This window comes from Alterinioella nitratireducens (assembly GCF_013155465.1).
Taxonomy (GTDB): Bacteria; Pseudomonadota; Alphaproteobacteria; order Rhodobacterales; family Rhodobacteraceae; genus Alterinioella; species Alterinioella nitratireducens.
On the sequence record NZ_JABJVX010000013.1, the window covers coordinates 1 to 21,407 of the forward strand.

Here is a 21,407-nt window from a genome sequence, read left to right on the forward strand (position 1 = left end):
CCTCGCTTCGCTATGCGAAGGCTCCGCTCAGCCCGCGCTACCGGCGGGAGTTACACCAACTGTTGGGACACTGCTACAGCGCGGCAGACGATCCCCGATAGCGCGGGAAACCGCCTGGGAAGGCCCGTAGAGCCTCAAGGCTGACCCCGAGCAAGGGAATGACCCGGCGGGCGTTCTGGGTCTTGAGCTGGCGCCCCACGGCCTCTATCGAGATATGCGGCAAATTGGCATCCAACCGGATGCACTCAGGTGTGAGCGCCGCCAACTCCGAGGGTCGCGCGCCAGTGTTCACCATCGCCAGGACAATCGCCCGAGCTTCATCGTTCAACCCGTCCAGCGCGCCGGGTGCAAGCAACCTGTCCCTGATCCAGTCGACCGAGAACGGGGGCCTGACCCGAGCCTCTCCCTTCTTGAAGCTGAGACCTGACACCGGCAGGCTGAGGTTGAGCCGCTTCATGCGGTTCACGGTTTTCAGCACATCGCCAAGATGGATCAGGTCTTTGTTCGCAGCGTTGGTCGATAGCCCGCCCTCGATACGCTCTAGCCACCACTGCCGGAAATCGAGCATATCGTCAGCGGTGATCTGATCTATCGGCTTGTCACCGACGACCTCCACGAAATTCTTGATGGCTTTGATCCGGGGGTTTTTCCAGCGGCGCAACTGGTCCTCAGACTTACCAAGCGTCTTGTCGGCGGCAAGCGTCCAGTAGTGCTCAAGCGCCCTTGTGACCGTGATCCCTGCGCCCTGCGCACCGCCAAGAACAGCCGCCGCGTCGATACGATCAGGCACACCATCGCGGATCGAAACCGCCTCGATCCTCCTCAGCAACTCTTCGCGCGGCAGATCAGCAACCTTCCCGGCATCCAGATATCGGAAGCCTCGAACCGCCGCCAATTCCTTCGCGGCTTCCAACCGCTTATCAGCATCGGCGGTGTCACCGGCTAACCTGGCTTCCCATGCCTCGACCATCTGCGCCCATGCACCGTCAGCCTTTGATCGCGCTATCGACTGTGAATCCGTATGGAGCGATAACCAGACGAACTTGCGCGACTCAATCGGTGCATACCGCCGCGGAACACGCTTGTAGAGCTGATACGACTTGCCGCGTAGTTTGATCATGTCCGGCCCCTGATACTACTGTCCCCTCTGGTATAGCGATCTGTAGAGCGGATTGTATAGCAAGACATGAATCCGGAAGGCATGGACAAGACCGAAATCACCAATAATCCAATGGATTTCAGAGACTTGAGCGAGCTGATGAAAATAGGAAATTGGCGGACCCTAGAGGATTCGAACCTCTGGCCTCTGCCTTCGGAGGGCAGCGCTCTATCCAGCTGAGCTAAGGGTCCATGCAGGCGCGGGTATACAAAGCCCTCTGCCGCCTCGCAATGCCAAAAACACGCATGCACCCGGCCCCAACTTCTTTGTTCTTCAAATATCCAAGTGCCGCAAGATGCCCCGGGGCGGGCGGTGCGCCTTTGATCGCGCCTGCCACCCCCGGGGGCGCCCGCCAGGGCGGCCCGCACGGGTCGGCGCCCGGAGGGCGGCGAAACCGGCGTCAGGCAAAGAGGTCGTGGCAGAGTTCCAGCGCATCGACCAGCGCATCGACCTCGTCGACCGTGTTATACATGCCGAAACTGGCGCGGCAGGTGGCGGTGACGCCGAGGTGGCTCATCAGGGGTTGGGCGCAATGGTGGCCCGCGCGCACCGCGACGCCCTTCTTGTCCAGCACGGTCGAGATGTCATGCGCATGCGCCGCCCCCTCCAGCGTGAAGGAGAAGATCGCGCCCTTGCCCGCCGATTGCCCCTGCACGTTCAGCCAGTTGAGCCCCGCCAGCCGGTCACGCGCATAATCGCGCAAGCCCTGTTCATGCGCGGCGATGTTCTCCATGCCCACGCCCATCATGTAATCGAGCGCCGCGCCAAGCCCGATCTGCTGCACGATGCCGGGGGTTCCGGCCTCGAATTTCATCGGCGGGTCATTGTAGCTGACAGCCTCGCGCGTGACCTCGCGGATCATGTCGCCGCCGCCCAGGAAGGGGCGCATCTCGGCCATGCGCGCGGCCTTGATATGGACCGCACCCGAGGCCGAGGGACCGTAGAGCTTGTGGCCCGTGATGGCATAGAAATCGGCCCCGATGGCATCGACATCGACCGGCATATGCACGGCGGCTTGCGACCCGTCGATCAGCACCGGCACGCCTTTCTCATGCGCGCCCCGCACCACCGATTTCACATCCACCACGGTGCCAAGCACGTTGGACATATGCGTCAGCGCGATGAGCCTGGTCCTGGGCGTAATCGCGGCCAGCACCGCGTCGGGGTCCAGGTCGCCACCCGCATCGGTCTCGACCCAGACCAGCTTGACCCCCTGTCGCTCGCGCAGGAAATGCCAGGGCACGATATTGGCGTGGTGTTCGGCGACGGAGAGGATGATCTCGTCCCCCGCCTCCATCCGGGGCGCGGCCCATCCGTAAGCCACCAGGTTGATGCCCTCGGTGGTGCCGGAGGTGAAGACGATCTCATCCTCATTGGCCACGTTCAGGAAGCGCGCGATGGTGCCGCGCACGGCCTCGTATTTCTCGGTCGCGAGGTTGCTGAGGTAATGCAACCCCCGGTGGACGTTGGAATATTCCTCGGCATATCCGCGCGTCACGGCGTCGATCACGGCCCTTGGTTTCTGCGCCGAGGCGCCATTGTCCAGATAGACCAGCGGCCGCCCGTTCACCTGCCGCGACAGGATCGGGAAATCGGCGCGGATTTTGTCGATGTCATACATGGGGGAAACCTTACCCGACCCGGATGCCCAGGACGCCAAGCAGGATGTTGAAGACGAAGGCCAGCGCCATCAGGCTGAGCGCGATGCCCAGGAAGACGCGGCCGATGGAGGTGAAGCCGTGCAGGGCCTGGATGAACTGCGCCAGCAGCCAGAAGAACAGCGCCAGCGCGAAGAGGGTGATCACATCCGCCGCGGGCGGCACGATCATGAGCACGACAAGCTGGACCAGGCTGACCAGCAGAAGGATGAATTGCAGCCAGACGACCAGCGCCAGCGCGCCCGCGAAATCGCCGGTGCCGCCAAAGCGCTGCCCGACCTGCGTGATCATCACCGTCAGGACGATGCCGATGATCCCCTCGACAATCGTGAAGCTGATCGCGGTGGCGCTGCTCATCGCGGCCTCGGGGTCGGGATAGACCTCGAAGACAATGATCTTGAGGATCGCCGACAGCACCAGTTGCAGCAAGAAGAACTGCCACAGCACCGGCATCGGCAAGCGCAGCCCGAGGATGAAGGCGGCCCCGCCCTTGGGATCGCTGATGGTCTGCCGCGCGAGGCGCAGCAGGACGACAGGGTTGAGCAAACCGTTCATGATGCGGCCCCTTGAGGCGCGGCTTCCGCTTCGATCAGGCAGGCCGACCAGATCACCACGAAGGCCAGCGCGACGGCGGCCTCGACCGCGAAGACGGGTGTGGCGTCATTGGCCAGCGTGACCAGCGCCCGGACGAGGAAGAGCGGCGAGACGGTCAGAACCGTCCAGAAAAGCGCCAGCCGCGCGGCAAAGCCGGTGCCCTGCCCGCCCACCACGCGGGCCAGAATGTGGCTGAGCATCGCCAGACCGTAGAGCAGCAGCGGGGCCACGAAGAGCCAGCCGAAAAACGCGATGCCAAGCCGCGCCTCAAGCGGTGCGTCGCCGACCAGATCGGCCTCGACCGAGATCAGCGTCGGAACATGGCTGATCGCGATGATCAGGCAACCCAGCATGACATAGACCAGCCCCCGCGCCTCGGGCCGGTCATCGCGCAGCGACGACGCCATCAAGCCTCGCATCACGCGACGCGGGTGCCTGTATGTGCGCAGGATCTGGGCGGTGACAGCCACGTCGATTACCCCCGGTGTCGGTCCAGCCAGGCTTGCAGCCGGGTCAGAATATCGGCGCGCAGGCTCTCGTCCTCGATCTCGTCGATGGCCTCGGCCAGGAAGGCCAGCACCAGAAGGTCGGTCGCCTCATCCTCGGGCACCCCGCGCGAGCGCAGGTAGAACAGCGCCTCCTCGTCGATCGCGCCAGTGGTGGAGCCGTGGCTGCATTGCACGTCATCGGCGTAGATCTCCAGTTCCGGCTTGGCCTGGAAGCTGGCATTGTCATCCAGCAGCAGCGCCTGGCTCAGCTGGTAGCCATCGGTGCGCTGCGCGTCCTTCTTGACCAGGATCTTGCCCTGGAACACGCCCTCGGCGCCGTTGCGCACGACCTTCTTGAAGACCTGCCGGCTTTCGCAATCGGTCGCGTCATGGGTGACGAAGACGGTGTCGTCATGATGAAACGGCGCGTCCTTGCCATCGCCAAGCGCGGCGCCCGCGATATGGGCAATGGCCTCGTTGCCGGTAAACTCCACCACCTGTTCGTTGCGCGTCAGCACACCGTTCACCGTCATGGTGAAGCTCTTGTAGCTGGAGCGTGCGCCAAGCCGGGCGAACATATGCGTGGCGGCGCGGCGTTCATGGTCGCGGCCTTGCAGGCGGATATGGTGGAACCGGGCATCATCGGCGACCTCGACCTCCATCACCTTGGAAAAGCGCGCCGCGGCGGGTCCGTTTTCGAGGATCGTGACCTCCGCCCCCGGCTCAACCTTCACCAGATGGTGGAGGATCGCATCGGAAACCTCTGATTTATGGAGATAAGTCAGGTTGATCGGCTTGGAGGGCCTGCCGGTCACGCGGATCACGACACCATCCTGCGCCAGCGCGGTATTGAGCGCGGCATGGGCGCGGGCCACCGGGGTCTGGCCACGGGTTTCCAGCACGCCATAGGCGTCCCTCGCCCAATGGATGTCGCGTGCCTGCGCGTCTGACAGACGTTCGATCTCGACGCCTTCCAGGGCCAGGTCGTCGCTGGCCTCGGCATCGAAAACGCCATCGACAAAGACGATGCGCAGCCGGTCAATCTCCGAGAACGGCGCGCTTTCATCGGTGGCGAAGCATTGCGCGCGCGGCGGCTCGGGCAGGTTCAGCGTGGTGGGATCGGTGAATTTCCAATACTCGTCACGCTTGCCGGGAAGGCCGCCCATGGCGCGCAGCCGCGACAGCGCATCCTCGCGCGCCTCACGCGCCCAAGCCGCACCTTCGGGCATCGCATGGGCCGCCAGCCGCGCCTCGAGCGGGTCTTGTTTCTGGGCCGGATGTGCCATTACGCCACCTCCGCGAGGATATCCGCATAACCGTTTTCCTCGACCTCGAGCGCCAGCTCCGGGCCGCCCGATTTCACGATCCTTCCATCCGACATGATATGCACCACATCAGGTTTGATATGGTTCAGAAGCCGTTGATAATGCGTGATAACCAGGAAGCCCCGGCCCTCGCTGCGCAGCGCGTTCACGCCATCGGCGACCAGCTTCATCGCGTCCACATCGAGGCCGGAATCGGTCTCGTCGAGGATGCACATGGCAGGCTCCAGCATCGCCATCTGCAAGATCTCGTTGCGCTTCTTCTCGCCGCCCGAAAAGCCCACATTCACGGGCCGTTTCAGCATCTCGGCGTCGATCTTCAATTCCTTCGCCTTGGCGCGAATCTCCTTGAGGAAGTCGGTCGCCGACATTTCCTCCTGCCCGCGCGCCTTGCGCTGCGCGTTCACGGCGGTGCGCAGGAAGGTCATGTTGCCGACGCCGGGGATCTCGACCGGGTACTGGAACGCGAGGAAAAGACCCGCCGCGGCGCGCTCCTCGGGCTCCATCTCCAGCAGGTCTTCGCCCTTCAGCGCGACCGAGCCGTCGGTCACGACATAGCCGTCGCGGCCCGACAGGACATAGGACAGCGTCGATTTGCCGGACCCGTTCGGCCCCATGATCGCATGCACCTTGCCGGCCTCGACCGTCAGGTCGACACCCTTCAGAATGGCTTTATCCTCTTCTTCAAGAGAGACGTGCAGGTTCTTGATCTCAAGCATTTTTTCTTTCCTCTTTCGAGCGTGTATTTCCGGGGGCTGCGCGGGATCCCGCGTCAGGCCTCCTCTTTCGATTTCGATCTCTGGTGATGGCGGAAATGCGCGATGTACTCTCCGGGCAGATCCGCCGGGGCCGCGCCGCGCGCGATCAGGTGGTCGATGCAGGAAAGCGCCAGGTCGGGGCTTTCAAAGACACTGTCGGCAGCCAGCGCCAGGAAGATCAATTGATCGTCCGACAGCGCAATGCCCAGGTCGCAATCGCGGATATAGACCGCGTCGCCATCCAGAAGCTGGCTGGTCAGGCGCGAGCGGACCACCGCATCCTCATGCTCATGCGGCATCATCACCGATTTGGTGAACAGGAACTTGTGCAGCTTGAAACCCTGCGCGCGCAGTTCAAGGTCGAGGTCGCCAAAGAGCGGCTCATCGGTATACATGCGATGGAACCGGACCTCGGTGACGACGGCGACCGCCTCGCTCAGCTTGGAGATCCCGCCGCGCAGCACCTCCAGCTCGGCCCCCTGCAGGTCCATCTTCAGAAGGTCCAGCGGCGGCAACTCGGCCAGCGTGTCCAGTGTCACCGGGTTGAGCGGCACCTGGGTGATCTTGTCGTTGATCCAGCCCTCCTTGCCGATGGAGCGCAAGGCGGCGGCATCCAGCGGAAAGAGCGAGGTGAACCCCGGCGCGGGATGGACATGCAGGATGCGCGCGCCCGGCAGGCCGACCGCCTCGCAGAAATAGGTCTCATGGGCCGATTTCGCGGCGTCGAGCTTGGCGAATTGCTCGGGGCTCGGCTCGAACCCGTAGATATGGGCCAAGCCGTCATCGAGAAGCCCCTGATAGGGCGGCTCGGAAAGCGGGCTGGCGCCCACATCGCAAATCGCCATGTCGCGCGAAGGGGCCAGCGCCCCGGTCAGCACCGCGCGGCGTTTGTTGTTGAACTCACCCATTCAGCCTTGCCCCTTGCCCAAATCGTTGCGGCCCGAGGGGTGCGAAAAATCTTCCCTGAAGATTTTTCCACCCCCAAGAGTTTTCACGAAAACCCTTCTACCCGACCGAGCCTTCCAACGAGATTGCCACCAGTTGCTGCGCCTCCATGGCAAATTCCATCGGCAGCGCCTGCAACACCTCCTTGCAGAAGCCGTTGACGACAAGTGCCACCGCCTCCTCCTCGTCCATGCCGCGCTGGCGGCAATAGAACAGCTGGTCATCATCGACCTTGGAAGTCGTGGCCTCATGCTCGACCCGGGCCGAGTTGTTCTTGACCTCGATGTAGGGAACCGTATGCGCGCCGCAGTCGCCGCCAATCAGCAGGCTGTCGCATTGCGTATAGTTGCGCGCATCCTTGGCCTTGGGATGCATCGAGACCAGCCCGCGATAGGTGTTCTGCGCATGACCGGCCGAGATCCCCTTGGAGACAATGCGGGATTTCGTGTTCTTGCCCAGATGCACCATCTTGGTGCCGGTATCGGCCTGCTGGTAGTTGTTGGTGATGGCGATGGAATAGAACTCGCCCTGGCTGCCATCCCCGCGCAGGATGCAGGAGGGGTATTTCCAGGTCAGCGCGCTGCCCGTCTCCACCTGCGTCCACATCACCTTGGAGCGGTCGCCCCGGCAATCGGCGCGCTTGGTGACGAAGTTGTAAATGCCCCCAACGCCGTTCTCATCGCCCGGATACCAGTTCTGCACCGTCGAATACTTGATCTCGGCATCCTCCAGCGCCACCAGCTCGACCACAGCGGCGTGCAGTTGGTTGGTATCGCGCGACGGCGCGGTGCAGCCTTCCAGATAGCTGACATAGGAGCCCTTGTCGGCGATGATCAGCGTGCGCTCGAACTGGCCGGTATTCTCCGCGTTGATGCGGAAATAGGTGCTGAGCTCCATCGGGCAGCGCACGCCGGGCGGCACGTAGACGAAGGAGCCGTCCGAGAACACCGCGCTGTTCAGCGTGGCATAGAAATTGTCGGTGATCGGCACGACCGAGCCGAGGTATTTCTTGACCAGGTCCGGATGATCGCGGATCGCGTCCGAGATCGAGCAGAAGATCACACCGGCCTCGGCCAGCTCCTTCTGGAAGGTGGTGCCAACGCTGACAGAATCGAACACCGCATCGACGGCCACCTTGCGGCCCTCGGCGGGCGCGGCCTCGGCCCCTTCGACACCGGCCAGGATCATCTGCTCCTTCAGCGGAATACCCAGTTTCTCATAGGTCGCCAGCAGCTTCGGGTCGACCTCGTCCAGGCTCTTGGGTTTCACGGCCATGCTCTTGGGCTTGGCGTAATAATACTGGTCCTGGAAATCCACCTTGGGATAATGCAGCATGGACCATTCCGGCTCGTCCATCAGCTTCCAGCGCTTGAACGCCTGCAGGCGCCAGTCGGTCATCCATTCGGGCTCGCCGTTCTTTTCCGAGATCAGGCGCACGATGCCCTCGTTCACGCCCTTGGGCGCGTAATCCATCTCGATCTCGGTTTCCCAGCCGTATTTGTACTTGCCGCCCATCGCCTGGACGGTTTCCACGGTCTCCCGGTCGACGCCTTCGCGCACTTCGGTTTCGGCTATGGCCATGTCTCGGCTCCCTCATGTCGGTCCGGCGGGTGTGCCGGCGTGGGTCTCAGGCGGCACGCGCCCGGTGTTTCTTTCGGGCAGCGGTCCAGGCGTCGGCAAAACGCAAGACCTCTTCCCGTGTCGTCGCGGGGCCGATCGAGATGCGGATGGCGCTGCCCGCCTGCCGCTCATCGAACCCCATCGCGCGCAGGACGGTGCTGGCTTTCACCTTGCCGCTGGAACAGGCCGAGCCCGCCGAAATGGCAAAGCCCGCCAGGTCCATCTGCATCACCTGCGTCTCGCCTTTCCATCCCGGCGTGATCAGGCAGGTGGTGTTGGGCAACCGTCGTGCGTCTTTCCCGACCAAAATAGTCTCTTTTCCGCCGAGGTCCAGAGCCATTTCTAGAATATTTCTAAGTTCGGCAACCTGATCCCAGAGGCCGGCATCCAGATCTTGTGTGGCCGCCTGTGCCGCAGCCCCAAATCCTGCAATCCCGATCAGGTTCTCGGTGCCGGATCGCCGCCCCATCTCCTGGCCGCCACCCTTGATCCGGGCCGCTACATCCAGGCCCCGCTTCAAGACAAGCGCCCCGATTCCCTTCGGTCCGCCGATCTTGTGGGCCGAGATCAGCGCCATCTCGACCCCCGACCAATCGAATGCCACGGGCATTTTGCCGAAGCCTTGCGTCATGTCCGACAGCGCGAGGCCCCCGGGCAGGCCCTGCACGATCCCGGTCTCGGAATTGGCCAGTTGCAGCACCGATCGGGCCGGGTCGCTCACTGCAACCGCGCCATCCCCATCGACCGCCAGATCCTCCGCGACCCAGGCCCGCACGGCGTCATGCTCGACGCTTGATCCCGACAGACCCCGCCCCGCCAGCGCCAGCGCCGCGCCTTCCGTGGCCCCCGAGACGAACACGATATCGCTGGCCTGCGCGCCCATGGCCTCGGCCACCTGCGCCCGCGCCCGCTCGATCAGCGCCTTGGCCGCGCGCCCCTCGGCATGGACCGAGGACGGGTTGCCCACGACATCCATCGCCGCCGCCATGGCCACACGCGCCTCCGCCCGCAAGGGCGCCGTCGCGTTCCAGTCCAGATACACCCGCCCGCCCGTCATTTCCGCCCCAGTTTCATTTTGCCAAAAATACCTCCGCCGGAGGCTCCGACCTCCGCCACGCGCACAGGCGTCGATCCCAAGGGGCTCACCTCTCCACCCGCACCAGAAACGTCTTGCCGCGTCAGCGGCGCCGCTGGATCACGCGCCCTCACTCCTCGTCCACCACCTGCAGGATCGAGGGGACGGCGGGGCATGGCATCAGGTCGTTCTGCACCACATCCGACAGCCGTGCCTGGTGCAGGAAGACATAGACCTGCGCCGACAGCCCCTCCCACAGCCGGTTGGTCATGCTCTGCGCCCGGCTGCCCGACGCCCCGCCCGAGGCCCCTGCCCCGGTATGCAGCGCGCTCACCGTTTCATCCACGGCGGCCAGCACATCCGCCGCGCGGATCTCGGTCGCGGGGCGCGCCAACCTGTAGCCGCCGCCGGGCCCGCGCACGGACTCGACCAGTTCCGCCCGGCGCAGCTTGACGAAAAGCTGCTCCAGGTAGGGCAGCGAAATATCCTGCCGTTTCGAGATGTCCGACAGCGAGGACAGCGCGCCGTCCGGCTGCAGGGCCAAATCGACCAGCGCCACCATCGCGTAGCGGCCCTTGGTGCTCAGTTTCATCGGAAATCTCCCACCCCGTCCCGTCCGGATCGCCCGAAAGATTGACCTTTGCGGACAGGCGGCTTAACTGCGATCAACGCCGGTTGTTTTCGACCGGACAGATATTGGAACCATTCTAGATAGCGCGCCCCGGCCCGTCAATCGGCCCCGGCGCGCCGATCGGATACATGATCAGAGGTTGGATCAAGGATGCCCGAGGTTATCTTCCCAGGACCGGAAGGCCGGCTGGAAGGCCGCTACCACCCGCAAAAAGCCAAGGACGCGCCGATTGCCATCATCCTGCACCCGCATCCGCAGTTTGGCGGGACGATGAACAACCGCGTGGTCTACAACCTGCATTACGCGTTCCACAACATGGGCTTTACCGTTCTGCGCTTCAATTTCCGCGGTGTCGGGCGCAGCCAGGGCGAATATGACCAGGGTATCGGCGAGCTGTCCGATGCGGCCTCCGCGCTGGATTACCTGCAATCGATGAACCAGAACTCCAAGCATTGCTGGGTCGCGGGGTTTTCCTTCGGGGCCTGGATCGGGATGCAGCTTCTGATGCGCCGCCCCGAGATCACCGGCTTCATCTCGGTCAGCCCCCCCGCCAACATGTATGATTTCAGCTTCCTCGCGCCCTGCCCCTCCTCGGGCCTGATCATCAACGGCTCGGCCGACCGGGTCGCCAAACCGCAGGACACGCGCATCCTCGTCGACAAGCTGCACGAACAGAAGGGCATCACCATCACCCATGAGGAGATGGAGGGCGCCGGCCATTTCTTCGAGGATCCGCATATGGATCCGATGATCGGCAGCGTTCAGGATTATGTCCGCCGCCGCCTGACCGAAACCACGCGCTGAGGCCGCAGGAATGGATTTCGTCACCCAACTGGCCGACGAGTTGGCCAAGGACGCGCTGAAGGCCGAACGTGAACTGGACGATGACCGGCTGATCGACCAGCTGTCCAACACGCTGAAAGCCTCCTCGATGACCTTGCAGGAGGCGTTCATGACCTCCGTGCGCATCCGCCGCTCCGAGATCGCGGGCCGCAAATGGCTGGAGGCCCGGATCGCCAAAGCCAAATCCGGTGACTGACCTCGACGCACAGGTCGCGTTCCTCTTGGAGGCCGACCGGCTGAAATCGGTCAATCGCGCCTCCTACATCACTGACCGGTCGCGCCACGAGAACAGCGCCGAACATAGCTGGCATATCGCGCTCTTCGCCATGGTGCTGGAGGGCGAGGCCCCCGAGGGCGTCGATATTTCGCGGGTCATCCGGATGCTGATCCTGCACGATCTGGTCGAGATCGACGCGGGCGATGCGCCCATTCATGGGCGCGTCGATGTCGCGGCGATGACCGCAAGGGAAGAGGCCGCCGCCACCCGCCTCTTCGGGATGCTTCCACCTGCACAAGGCGCGGCGTTCCGCGCGCTCTGGGAGGAGTTCGAGGCCGCCCGGACACCTGACGCCCGCTTCGCCAAGGCGCTGGACCGGTTTCAGCCCCCGGTGCTGAACCTCGCCACGGATGGCGGCAGCTGGCCCGATTTCGACGTAACCGAAGACATGATCACCGCCCGCGTGGCCCCCGCCATCCAGCGCGGCGCGCCCGCCCTTTGGCAGTGGCTGGCCCCCAGGATCCGCGCCTGGTTCAGGTCCTGACCGACGCCCGGTGTCGCGTGCGCCGGGAAGGCGCCCGCGACAGCGTGCCACTTGGTATACAACCGCATACCGTCTAGGCAGGTCGCCCCGGATGCGGTAGAAGGCGCGCAACCCGAATCCCTCCCAACCAGCGAGAGAGACCAGATGGCCCAGTCCAACACCCCCGACATCATCTACACCAAGGTCGACGAAGCGCCCGAGCGCGCCAGCGCCTCGCTTCTGCCGATCATCCAGCGCTTTGCCTCCGCCGCCGATATCTCCATCGGCACCAAGGATATCAGCCTCGCCGGTCGCATCCTCGCCGCCTTCCCGGACAAGCTCGGCGCGGATCAGCGCGTGCCCGACGATCTGGCGGAACTGGGCGAACTGGTCAAAACGCCGGAGGCCAACGTGATCAAGCTGCCCAATATCTCGGCCTCGGTGCCGCAGCTTGTCGCCGCCGTCACCGAGTTGCAGCGCCAGGGCTATGACATCCCCGACTATCCCGACGCGCCTTCGACCGATGCCGAACGCGCCGCACGCGCGGCCTATGACAAGCTCAAGGGCTCGGCGGTGAACCCGGTCCTGCGCGAAGGCAATTCCGATCGCCGCGCCGCCCCCGCCGTCAAGCGCTTTGCCCAGAACAACCCGCACCGGATGGGCGACTGGTCGTCCGACAGCAAGACCCGCGTCGCCTCGATGGACGGCGATGATTTCTTCTCGAACGAGACATCCGCCACGCTGGACAAGGCTGCCACCGCCAGGATCGTGCTGGAAAGCGCGTCTGGTGAGACCGTGCTGCATGAGGGCGTCAGCTATCCCGCCGGCACCGTGGTCGATGCCACCTACATGAGCGCCGACGCGCTGGATGCGTTCCTGAAGGACGAGATCGAGAAGACCAGATCCGACGGCACCCTCTTCTCGCTGCACATGAAGGCCACGATGATGAAGGTCTCGGACCCGATCATCTTCGGCCACGCCGTGCGCGCCTGGCTGGCCCCGGTCTTCGAGGCCCATGGCGCGCGCATGGCGGAGCTTGGCGTAAACCCCAATTCCGGTCTTGGCGACCTCCTCGAGCGGGTCAAGGGCGACGCGGAAATCATGGCGGCCATCGAAGAGGTCCGCGCCGAGCGTCCGCCGATGTTTATGGTCAATTCCGACAAGGGCATCACCAACCTGCATGTGCCCTCGGACGTGATCATCGACGCCTCCATGCCCGCCCTGATCCGCGCCGGCGGCAAGGGATGGGGCCCGGATGGGAACGAGCATGACACCACCTGCGTCATCCCCGACAATTCCTATGCCCCGGTCTATGACGAGGCCATCAATTTCTTCAAGACCAACGGCAAGCTGAACCCGGCCACCGCGGGCACGGTGCAGAACCTCGGGCTGATGGCGCAGAAGGCCGAGGAATACGGCTCGCACCCGACGACCTTCGAGATCCCCGAGGATGGCACCGTCAAGATGGTGCTGGAGGATGGGACCGTGCTGCATTCGCATGACGTCAAGACCGGCGATATCTGGCGCTCTGCCTCGGCCCGCAAGGCACCGATTGAAGACTGGGTGGCGCTGGCCATCGAGCGGCAGAAGGCGACGGGCTATCGGTCGATCTTCTGGCTCGATGACTCCCGCGCCCATGATGCGGAGTTGATCGCCTACGTGAAGCCGATCCTTGAAGCGAAAGGCGTCGCCGACCGCTTCGAGATCATGGCCCCGCGCGAGGCCACCCGCGCGTCGCTGGAGACCATCACCAAGGGCGAGAACACCATCGCCATCACCGGCAACGTGCTGCGCGACTACCTGACCGACCTCTTTCCGATCCTGGAGCTTGCGACCAGTGCCAAGATGCTGTCGATCGTCAAGCTGATGAATGGCGGTGGCTTGTTCGAGACCGGCGCGGGCGGCTCGGCGCCGAAGCATGTGCAGCAACTGGACGAGGAAAACCACCTGCGGTGGGACAGCCTGGGCGAGTTCTGCGCGCTTGGCGAAAGCTTCAAGTTCCTGGCCGATGCGAAGGGCAATGACCGCGCCCGCGTCCTGGGCGAGGCGGTCGAGGAGGCGACGCAGGGCATCCTCGATCATGGCCGGTCCCCCAGCCGCAAGGTGGGCGAGCCCGACAACCGCGACAGCCATTACTGGTTCGCGCGTTACTGGGCCGAGGCGCTGGCCGCGCAAACCGACGACGCGGCCCTGGCCGAGGAGTTCGCCCCGGTGGCCAAGGCACTGGCCGAGAACGAGGCCGCGATCACCGGAGAGCTGGCCGAGGTGCAGGGCAAGCCCGTCGACACCGGCGGCTATTACCACCCCGATGACGACAAACTGACCCGGGTGATGCGCCCGAGCGCGACACTGAATGGCATCATCGGCTGACACGTGCTAGCGCAATGAAAACCGCCCGTCCCCGGATCGGGGCGGGCGAGATCAGGGAGAGCCGGACCATGACCAAGATCAAAGTAGACAACCCCATCGTCGAGATGGATGGCGACGAGATGACCCGCATCATCTGGGCCTTCATCAAGGACAAGCTGATCACGCCCTACCTGGATATCGACCTGCTCTATTACGATCTCGGCATCGAAAGCCGCGACGCGACCGAGGACCAGATCACCATCGACGCCGCCGAAAAGACCAGGGAGGTCGGCTGCGCCGTCAAATGCGCCACGATCACCCCGGATGAGGCGCGGGTCGAGGAGTTCGGCCTCAAGAAGATGTGGCGCAGCCCCAACGGCACCATCCGCAACATCCTGGGCGGCGTCGTCTTCCGCCAACCGATCATCTGCAGGAACGTGCCGCGCCTCGTGCCGGGCTGGACCCGGCCCATTGTCATCGGCCGTCACGCCTTTGGCGATCAGTACAAGGCCACCGACATGAAGTTCCCCGGCCCCGGCAAGCTGACGATGAAATTCACGGGCGAAGACGGCACGGTGGATGAGCGCGAGGTGTTCGACGCGCCCTCGGCAGGCGTGTTCATGGGGATGTACAACCTCGATGACAGCATCCGCAATTTCGCCCGCGCGTCCTTCAATTACGGGCTGAACCTGGGCTGGCCGGTATACCTGTCCACCAAGAACACCATCCTGAAACAATATGATGGCCGGTTCATGGAGATCTTCCAGGAGATCTTCGACGCCGAGTTCAAACCCGCCTTCGACGAAAAGGGCATCGAATACCAACACCGCCTGATCGACGACATGGTCGCCTGCGCGATGAAGTGGAATGGCGGTTTTGTCTGGGCCTGCAAGAATTATGATGGCGATGTGCAGTCGGATACCGTCGCGCAGGGCTTCGGCTCGCTCGGCATGATGGCCAGCCAGTTGATGACCCCCGATGGCAAGATCGTCGAGGCCGAGGCCGCGCATGGCACCGTCACCCGGCACTATCGCCAGCATCAGGCAGGCGAACAGACCTCGACCAACTCCATCGCCTCGATCTACGCCTGGACCGGCGGCCTCAAGCACCGCGCCAAGCTGGATGAGAACAGCGCCCTGATGATCTTCGCCGAGACGCTGGAAAAGGTCGTGGTGGACACGGTCGAATCGGGTTTCATGACCAAGGATCTGGCGCTGCTGGTCGGCCCCGATCAGGGCTGGCTGACCACGATGGGGTTCCTGGAGAAGATCGACGAGAACCTGAACAAGGCGCTTGGGGCCTCGTCATAGGTCGAGCGGGCAAAGCTCCACCCCGCCTGCATCGAACCGCGCCATCATTCCGGGCGGCATTCTAGTGGATGTTCGTTCGATCCCTCCGAACAAGGTTGGTGCTTGGCAACGCCAACCGGCGCGGACTGGATCGAATGGACAACCTGTTGAATGCTCGCGCCTAGCCGCGATTGTGGATGCGCCCATGCAGGCGCGTGATGATCGTGCTTGCGGTCTTTTCGAACAGGAACGGAAACACCGCGTGGACCGCGGCCGCCAGCCCCGCCAGGAGCAACCAGGCGGAAAACCCGCCCGCAAACCGCGCATGTTCCAGATAGGTCTCGTCCACGCTTTCGGGATGGTCGGTGAATAGGCGGGTGATCATCGGGATGTCTCCTTGTCCAGGTCATGCGCGCGGGTGATTTCATGCGCCATGATGCCTTGCGAGGGACGGAAAGACATCTCTGCTTTCCCGAAGTTTCCCCTGTTCCTTGGGATGCTGTTTCGTTTATCTTGGGATCATGGAGACACTGGACACATCAGACCGAAAAATCCTGAACGCGCTGCAACGTGACTGCACGTTGTCGCTGGATCAGCTGGCCGAGCTTGCGGCGCTGTCGCGCAATGCCGTCTGGCGCCGGATCAAGGCGATGGAGGCGCGCGGCATCATCCGCGCCCGCGTCGCCTTGCTCGATCCCGGGACGCTTGGGCTTGGGCTATCCGTCTTCATGCTGATCCGCGCGGGCGCGCACAGCCCGGACTGGAGCGCGCGGTTTTCCAGCGCCACCCGCGCGATGCCCGAGATCCTGGCCGCCTATCGGATGACCGGCGACCTGGATTACCTGATCCACGCCCGTGTCGCGGATGTGGAGGATTACGACCGGCTCTATCAGCGCCTGACCGCGCGGGTCGAACTGGCCGATATCTCCGCCAGTTTCGTGATGGAGGAGATCAAGCTCAGCACCTCGCTACCGCTCTGAGCGGCGCGCCTCAGCCGAGTTCCTCGACCAGAACAAGATCCCGCTCGGACGCGCCGCGCGCATGGCTCAGCGCTTCCTGGTAGATGTCGGACTCGTAGCAGGCATTGGCCGCCTCAAGTGACGGGAACCGTGCCACGACGTTGCGCGGATGGGCGCGGCCTTCCTTCTGGATGGCCTGTCCGCCGCGCGCCAGAAACGTGCCGCCATGCTGCGCGATGGCCTCGGTCGCCAGTGCTGCGTATTTCATGTAGGCGTCCTCATCCGTCACCGTTACATGCGCGATCCAGAGTGCTGTTGCCATGTCTCAAACTCCCTTCAGAATTTCGGCCCCGGCGGATTTCGCGGCCTCGGCGCCGCCAATATCCCTGCCGCCGCCCTGCGCCATGTCGGGGCGTCCGCCACCGCCCTTGCCGCCAAGCTTCTCCACCGCCGCCTTGAGCAGATCGACCGCCGAGACGCGATCCGTCAGGTCGTCGCTGACCCCTGCCGCGACCGCGACCTTGCCGCCGGTATCGGCCATCAGCAGCACGGCGGAGCCCGCGCCCAAGCGCGCCTTATGCTCGTCGATCAGCCCCGGCAGGTCCTTGCCCGTCACGCCCTCCAGCACCTGCGCCAGATAGCTGATTCCGTTGATCTTTTCGGCCTCGGGGGCCACCCCGCCACCACCGGCCATCGCCAGTTGGCGGCGCAGTTGCGCGACCTCGTTCTCCAGCGCCCGACGCTCCTGCATCAGGCCCTGCACACGGGGGCCCAACTCGGCGGGCGGGGTTTTCAGCGCCAGCGCGATCTCGGCCAGGCGATGATCCTGCGCGCTGAGATAGTCGAACGCCGCCGCCCCGGTCAGCGCCTCGATCCGGCGCACACCGGCGCTGGAGGCGGAATCGCCCAATGTCACGAAGACGCCGATATCGCCGGTGCGCGCCACATGCGTGCCGCCGCAAAGCTCCAGCGAATAGGTCCGGCCATCCGTGCCCTTGCCCGAGCCGTCCAGCGCGCACATCGACACCACCCGCACCTCGTCGCCGTATTTTTCGCCAAAGAGCGCCTGCGCGCCCAGGCCGCGGGCCTCGTCGGGCGTCATGATCCGGGTCTCCACGGGGCCGTTTTGCCGGATGAAGGCGTTGACCTCGGCCTCGACCTGCTTCAGCTCCTCCAGGGTCAACGCCTTGGAATGGCTGAAATCGAAGCGCAGCCGGTCGGGCGCGTTCAGCGACCCGCGCTGCGCGACGTGATCGCCAAGCGCGCGGCGCAGCGCCTCGTGCAGCAGGTGCGTCGCGGAATGGTTGGCGCGGATCAGGGTCCGGCGGTCATGATCGACCTCCAGCTGCGCCGCCTGGCCCTTTGCAATCTGCCCTTCCGTCACCTCGGCCTGGTGCAGCACGACGCCTGCCACCTTGCGCGTGTCGGTGACGCGGGCCGCGCCCGTCTCGGTCCGGATCGTGCCGGTATCGCCGACCTGGCCCCCGGCCTCGGCATAGAAGGGCGTCTGGTTGGTCACGATGGCGATACTGTCGCCCTGCCCCGCCTTGTCCTGCGCGTCCCCGTCCCGCACCAGGGCCAGCACCTGGCCTTCTGCGGTTTCTGTGTCATAGCCCAGGAATTCGGTGGCCCCATGCGCCTCCTCAAGGTCGAACCAGATCGCGGCATCCGCCGTTTCGCCCGAGCCGACCCAAGCCGCCCGGGCCTTGGCTTTCTGCTCGGCCATGGCAGCATCGAACCCCTCGGTTTCGACCGCCCGCCCCTGTTCGCGCAGCGCATCCTGCGTCAGGTCCAGCGGAAAGCCATAAGTGTCGTAGAGCTTGAACGCCGCCTGCCCCGGCAGATCCGCGCCCTCTGGCAGCCCGGCCAATTCCTCGTCCAGGAGCTTCAGGCCCCGGTCCAGCGTCTGCCGGAACCGGGTTTCTTCCAGCCGCAGCGTCTCCTCGATCAGTGCCTGCGCGCGGTCAAGTTCGGGATAGGCCTGGCCCATCTGGCTGACGAGGCTCGGAACCAGCCGGTGCATCAGCGGATCGGCGGCGCCCAGAAGATGCGCATGTCGCATCGCGCGGCGCATGATCCGGCGCAGCACGTAGCCGCGCCCCTCATTGGACGGCATCACGCCATCGGCGATCAGGAACGAGGTCGAGCGCAGGTGATCCGCGATCACCCGGTGATGCACGTTCTTCGTGCCGTAAGGATCGACCGAGGTCAGGTTGGCCGACGCCTCGATCAGCGCCTTGAACAGGTCGGTGTCGTAATTGTCATGGGACCCTTGCAACAGCGCGCCGATGCGTTCCAGCCCCATGCCGGTGTCGATCGACTGCATGTCCAGCGCGCGCATCGAGCCGTCCTCGAACTGCTCGTTCTGCATGAAGACGATATTCCAGATCTCGATGAACCGGTCGCCATCCTCGTCCGGGCTGCCCGGGGGGCCGCCGGGAATGTGATCGCCATGGTCATAGAAGATCTCGGTGCAGGGGCCGCAGGGGCCGGTCGGGCCCATCTGCCAGAAATTATCGGAGGTGGCGATGCGGATGATCCGGTCCTCCGGCACGCCGACCTTTCTCCAGATCTCGAACGCCTCGTCATCGGTGTGGTAGACCGTGGTCAGCAAGCGGCTGGCGTCGATGCCGAATTCGCGCGTGATCAGGTTCCAGGCAAAGGGGATCGCCTCTTCCTTGAAGTAATCGCCGAAGCTGAAATTGCCGAGCATCTCGAAGAAAGTATGGTGGCGCGCCGTGTAGCCCACGTTATCGAGGTCATTGTGCTTGCCGCCCGCGCGCACGCATTTCTGGCTGGTGGTGGCGCGCTGGTAATCGCGGTGCTCGACGCCGGTAAAGAGGTTCTTGAACTGGACCATGCCGGAATTGACGAACATCAGCGTCGGGTCGTTGCGCGGCACCAGCGGCGACGAGGGCACGATCTCATGCCCCTGATCGCCAAAGTAATTCAGGAAGGTCGAGCGGATGTCATTCAGGCTGGCCATTGTGGCGGGGCCCCTTTGCTACAGGCGGAATTGCAGGTCGCACCGGGTGTAAACCGCGACCCCCGCGCTGTCCATGGGGCATGCAAAAAGGGCGGCCCGATGCACCGGGACCGCCCTTGCCGTCCTGATCGGTCAGGCCCGCATCAGCCCTCGAACATCTCCGCATCATCCGCGTTCATGTCGAAATCCAGCCCGTGTGCGGCGCGGATCTTGTCCTCGATATCGAGCGCGATCTCGGGGTGATCTTTGAGGTAGGTCTTGGCGTTCTCGCGGCCCTGCCCGATGCGTTCGTCGCCATAGGAGAACCAGCTGCCGGATTTCTCGACGATGCCGGCCTTGACGCCCATGTCGATCAACTCGCCCCGCTTCGAGATGCCCTCGCCATACATGATGTCGAATTCCACCTGCTTGAAGGGCGGCGCGACCTTGTTCTTGACCACCTTGACCTTGGTGGTGTTGCCGACCACCTCGTCGCGATCCTTGACCGATCCGGTACGGCGGATATCCAGCCGCACCGAGGCGTAGAATTTCAGCGCGTTGCCGCCCGTCGTCGTCTCGGGGGAGCCGAACATGACGCCGATCTTCATGCGGATCTGGTTGATGAAGATCACCGTGCAGCCCGACCGGTTGATCGAGCCGGTCAGCTTGCGCATGGCCTTGGACATCAGGCGGGCATGGACCCCGACGGAACTGTCGCCCATATCGCCCTCAAGCTCGGATTTGGGCGTCAGGGCAGCGACCGAATCGACCACCACCATGCTGACCGCGCCCGAGCGCACCAGCGTGTCGATGATCTCAAGCGCCTGTTCGCCGGTATCGGGCTGGCTGATCAGAAGCTCATCCAGATCGACGCCCAGTTTCCTGGCATATTGCGGGTCCAGCGCATGTTCGGCATCGACGAAGGCGCAGACGCCGCCCTTCTTCTGCTCCTCGGCGACGCAATGCAGCGTCAGCGTGGTCTTGCCGGAGCTTTCAGGGCCATAGATCTCGACGATCCGGCCCTTGGGCAGCCCGCCGATACCAAGCGCGATATCGAGGCCGAGCGAGCCGGTCGAGGTCGATTCGATATCGGCGACGGGGTTGTCGCCCCCGAGCTTCATGATCGAGCCCTTGCCGAACTGCCGTTCGATCTGCGCGAGCGCGCTGTCCAGCGCCTTCTGCTTGTCTGCGGATTTGCGGTCGGTCATATCGAGAAGTTTCGCCGTTGCCATGGATCTGATGTCCTTATTCCACACCGCGGGACCCGCGGCAATGATTGCTCATGTTCGCCTCTTGTTCTGCCTCCGTTTTGAGACCAAAAGTAGAACATTTCAAGTAAAATCTTGTGCAACCCAGTTTTTTGCCAGAAGGGTTAAGGAAAAGTTGAAGCGGCGCGAAATAGGGGGAGTTTGACGCATGTTGGTGTTCTGGAAGCAGAAAATCGTGCTGCTGGCGGTGCCCAAGACGGGCACGACCGCGCTGGAACAGGCGCTCCTGCCCCATGCCAGCGCCGCGATCCTCGATCCGCCGGGGCAGAAACACGTCCCCGCGCAACAATATCGCAACCGGCTGTCGAAGTTTTTCGAACAGCGCGGCAAGCGCCCGATGGAGCTGGTCGCGGTGATGCGCGAGCCGGTCGATTGGCTCGGCAGCTGGTATCGCTATCGCGCAAGGCCGCAATTGTCGGGCAAACCCAATTCGACCGAAGGCATCGGTTTCGACGAGTTCGTCGCCGCCTGGCTGGAGCCCAGGCGCCCCGATTTCGCCGAGGTCGGCAGCCAGGCCAATTTCCTGACCGACGACAAGGGCCGCCCGGCGGTCGACCGGATTTTTCGCTATGACCGCATGGCCGATCTGGTGGCCTTCTTCGAGACCCGGCTCGAGACGGCGCTGGATGTGCCGCGCGCCAATGTCTCGCCCAAGGGTCCGGTTGAGTTGAGCGACACGATGCGGGCGCGGCTGGAACGTGAGGCGGCGGCGGAGTTCGACCTCTGGCGCAGTCTCGACTGATC

The 21,407-nt window shown here is 64.0% G+C and carries 21 protein-coding genes and 1 tRNA gene; 7 read left to right on the forward strand and 15 right to left on the reverse strand.

The features are described 5' to 3' along the window. Nucleotides 1-73: 73 nt before the first annotated feature. The 11 genes from HNS34_RS16730 to iscR form a co-directional block, all read right to left on the reverse strand. Nucleotides 74-1,120 (reverse strand): DUF6538 domain-containing protein, encoded by a 1,047-nt coding sequence (locus tag HNS34_RS16730; RefSeq protein WP_235952785.1) that lies wholly within the window; start codon nt 1,118-1,120, stop codon nt 74-76. A gap of 153 nt (nt 1,121-1,273) precedes the next feature. Continuing rightward, nucleotides 1,274-1,350 (reverse strand) — tRNA-Arg (locus HNS34_RS16735). Nucleotides 1,351-1,559: 209 nt separating this feature from the next. Next, nucleotides 1,560-2,780 carry a cysteine desulfurase gene (locus HNS34_RS16740; protein ID WP_172321245.1) on the reverse strand — a complete coding sequence of 407 codons (1,221 nt, stop codon included), beginning with the start codon at nt 2,778-2,780 and terminating at the stop codon, nt 1,560-1,562. Between the two features lie 10 nt (nt 2,781-2,790). Further along, complete coding sequence (locus HNS34_RS16745; protein ID WP_172321246.1) at nt 2,791-3,372, reverse strand: YIP1 family protein; 582 nt, start codon at nt 3,370-3,372, stop codon at nt 2,791-2,793. Continuing rightward, nucleotides 3,369-3,881 carry a YIP1 family protein gene (locus HNS34_RS16750; protein WP_172321247.1) on the reverse strand — a complete coding sequence of 171 codons (513 nt, stop codon included), beginning with the start codon at nt 3,879-3,881 and terminating at the stop codon, nt 3,369-3,371. The genes HNS34_RS16745 and HNS34_RS16750 overlap by 4 nt, the downstream gene beginning before the upstream one ends. A gap of 5 nt (nt 3,882-3,886) precedes the next feature. After that, entirely contained in the window at nt 3,887-5,185 is a 1,299-nt protein-coding gene (sufD, locus tag HNS34_RS16755; protein ID WP_172321248.1) for a Fe-S cluster assembly protein SufD, read from the reverse strand. Then, a complete protein-coding gene (gene sufC, locus HNS34_RS16760; RefSeq protein ID WP_172321249.1) occupies nt 5,185-5,940 on the reverse strand; it encodes a Fe-S cluster assembly ATPase SufC in 756 nt (251 codons plus the stop codon). Before sufC ends, sufD begins: the two co-directional genes overlap by 1 nt. Nucleotides 5,941-5,993: 53 nt before the next feature. Next, complete coding sequence (locus tag HNS34_RS16765; RefSeq protein WP_172321250.1) at nt 5,994-6,887, reverse strand: FkbM family methyltransferase; 894 nt, start codon at nt 6,885-6,887, stop codon at nt 5,994-5,996. 97 nt (nt 6,888-6,984) lie between these two features. Continuing rightward, nucleotides 6,985-8,505 (reverse strand): Fe-S cluster assembly protein SufB, encoded by a 1,521-nt coding sequence (gene sufB, locus HNS34_RS16770; RefSeq protein ID WP_172321251.1) that lies wholly within the window; start codon nt 8,503-8,505, stop codon nt 6,985-6,987. 46 nt (nt 8,506-8,551) lie between these two features. Next, complete coding sequence (locus HNS34_RS16775; RefSeq protein ID WP_172321252.1) at nt 8,552-9,601, reverse strand: cysteine desulfurase family protein; 1,050 nt, start codon at nt 9,599-9,601, stop codon at nt 8,552-8,554. A gap of 148 nt (nt 9,602-9,749) precedes the next feature. After that, nucleotides 9,750-10,211 (reverse strand): Fe-S cluster assembly transcriptional regulator IscR, encoded by a 462-nt coding sequence (gene iscR / locus HNS34_RS16780; RefSeq protein ID WP_172321253.1) that lies wholly within the window; start codon nt 10,209-10,211, stop codon nt 9,750-9,752. Nucleotides 10,212-10,400: 189 nt separating this feature from the next. Between iscR and HNS34_RS16785 the strand changes: the two genes are divergently transcribed. From HNS34_RS16785 to HNS34_RS16805, 5 genes are all read left to right on the forward strand, one after another. Beyond that, the gene (locus HNS34_RS16785) at nt 10,401-11,054 is read left to right on the forward strand and encodes an alpha/beta hydrolase (RefSeq protein ID WP_172321254.1); all 654 of its coding nucleotides are present in this window, start codon (nt 10,401-10,403) and stop codon (nt 11,052-11,054) included. Between the two features lie 10 nt (nt 11,055-11,064). Then, on the forward strand, nt 11,065-11,289 hold the full coding sequence (locus HNS34_RS16790; protein ID WP_172321255.1) for a hypothetical protein: 225 nt from the start codon (nt 11,065-11,067) through the stop codon (nt 11,287-11,289). Then, the gene (locus HNS34_RS16795; protein ID WP_172321256.1) at nt 11,282-11,854 is read left to right on the forward strand and encodes an HD domain-containing protein; all 573 of its coding nucleotides are present in this window, start codon (nt 11,282-11,284) and stop codon (nt 11,852-11,854) included. The genes HNS34_RS16790 and HNS34_RS16795 overlap by 8 nt, the downstream gene beginning before the upstream one ends. A gap of 144 nt (nt 11,855-11,998) precedes the next feature. Continuing rightward, complete coding sequence (locus tag HNS34_RS16800; protein WP_172321257.1) at nt 11,999-14,203, forward strand: NADP-dependent isocitrate dehydrogenase; 2,205 nt, start codon at nt 11,999-12,001, stop codon at nt 14,201-14,203. A 68-nt stretch (nt 14,204-14,271) separates the two neighbouring features. Next, nucleotides 14,272-15,492 carry an NADP-dependent isocitrate dehydrogenase gene (locus HNS34_RS16805; RefSeq protein ID WP_172321258.1) on the forward strand — a complete coding sequence of 407 codons (1,221 nt, stop codon included), beginning with the start codon at nt 14,272-14,274 and terminating at the stop codon, nt 15,490-15,492. A 160-nt stretch (nt 15,493-15,652) separates the two neighbouring features. On the opposite strand, the gene HNS34_RS16810 is transcribed toward HNS34_RS16805, so the two are convergent. Beyond that, nucleotides 15,653-15,856 carry a DUF6356 family protein gene (locus HNS34_RS16810; RefSeq protein ID WP_172321259.1) on the reverse strand — a complete coding sequence of 68 codons (204 nt, stop codon included), beginning with the start codon at nt 15,854-15,856 and terminating at the stop codon, nt 15,653-15,655. 136 nt (nt 15,857-15,992) lie between these two features. Here HNS34_RS16810 and HNS34_RS16815 point away from each other — a divergent pair, with 136 nt between their 5' ends. Then, complete coding sequence (locus tag HNS34_RS16815) at nt 15,993-16,451, forward strand: Lrp/AsnC family transcriptional regulator (protein ID WP_214647518.1); 459 nt, start codon at nt 15,993-15,995, stop codon at nt 16,449-16,451. 10 nt (nt 16,452-16,461) lie between these two features. On the opposite strand, the gene HNS34_RS16820 is transcribed toward HNS34_RS16815, so the two are convergent. The 3 genes from HNS34_RS16820 to recA all read right to left on the reverse strand — a co-directional run bounded on the left by HNS34_RS16820 (nt 16,462) and on the right by recA (nt 20,627). Continuing rightward, nucleotides 16,462-16,752, reverse strand: a complete 291-nt coding sequence (locus tag HNS34_RS16820; RefSeq protein ID WP_172321260.1) for a DUF1330 domain-containing protein — start codon at nt 16,750-16,752, stop codon at nt 16,462-16,464. A gap of 3 nt (nt 16,753-16,755) precedes the next feature. Further along, nucleotides 16,756-19,416 (reverse strand): alanine--tRNA ligase, encoded by a 2,661-nt coding sequence (gene alaS, locus HNS34_RS16825; protein WP_172321261.1) that lies wholly within the window; start codon nt 19,414-19,416, stop codon nt 16,756-16,758. Nucleotides 19,417-19,559: 143 nt separating this feature from the next. Then, entirely contained in the window at nt 19,560-20,627 is a 1,068-nt protein-coding gene (gene recA / locus HNS34_RS16830) for a recombinase RecA (RefSeq protein ID WP_172321262.1), read from the reverse strand. Between the two features lie 184 nt (nt 20,628-20,811). On the opposite strand from recA, the gene HNS34_RS16835 reads away from it, so the two are divergent. Then, on the forward strand, nt 20,812-21,405 hold the full coding sequence (locus HNS34_RS16835) for a gamma-glutamyl kinase (protein WP_172321263.1): 594 nt from the start codon (nt 20,812-20,814) through the stop codon (nt 21,403-21,405). Nucleotides 21,406-21,407 lie beyond the last annotated feature (2 nt).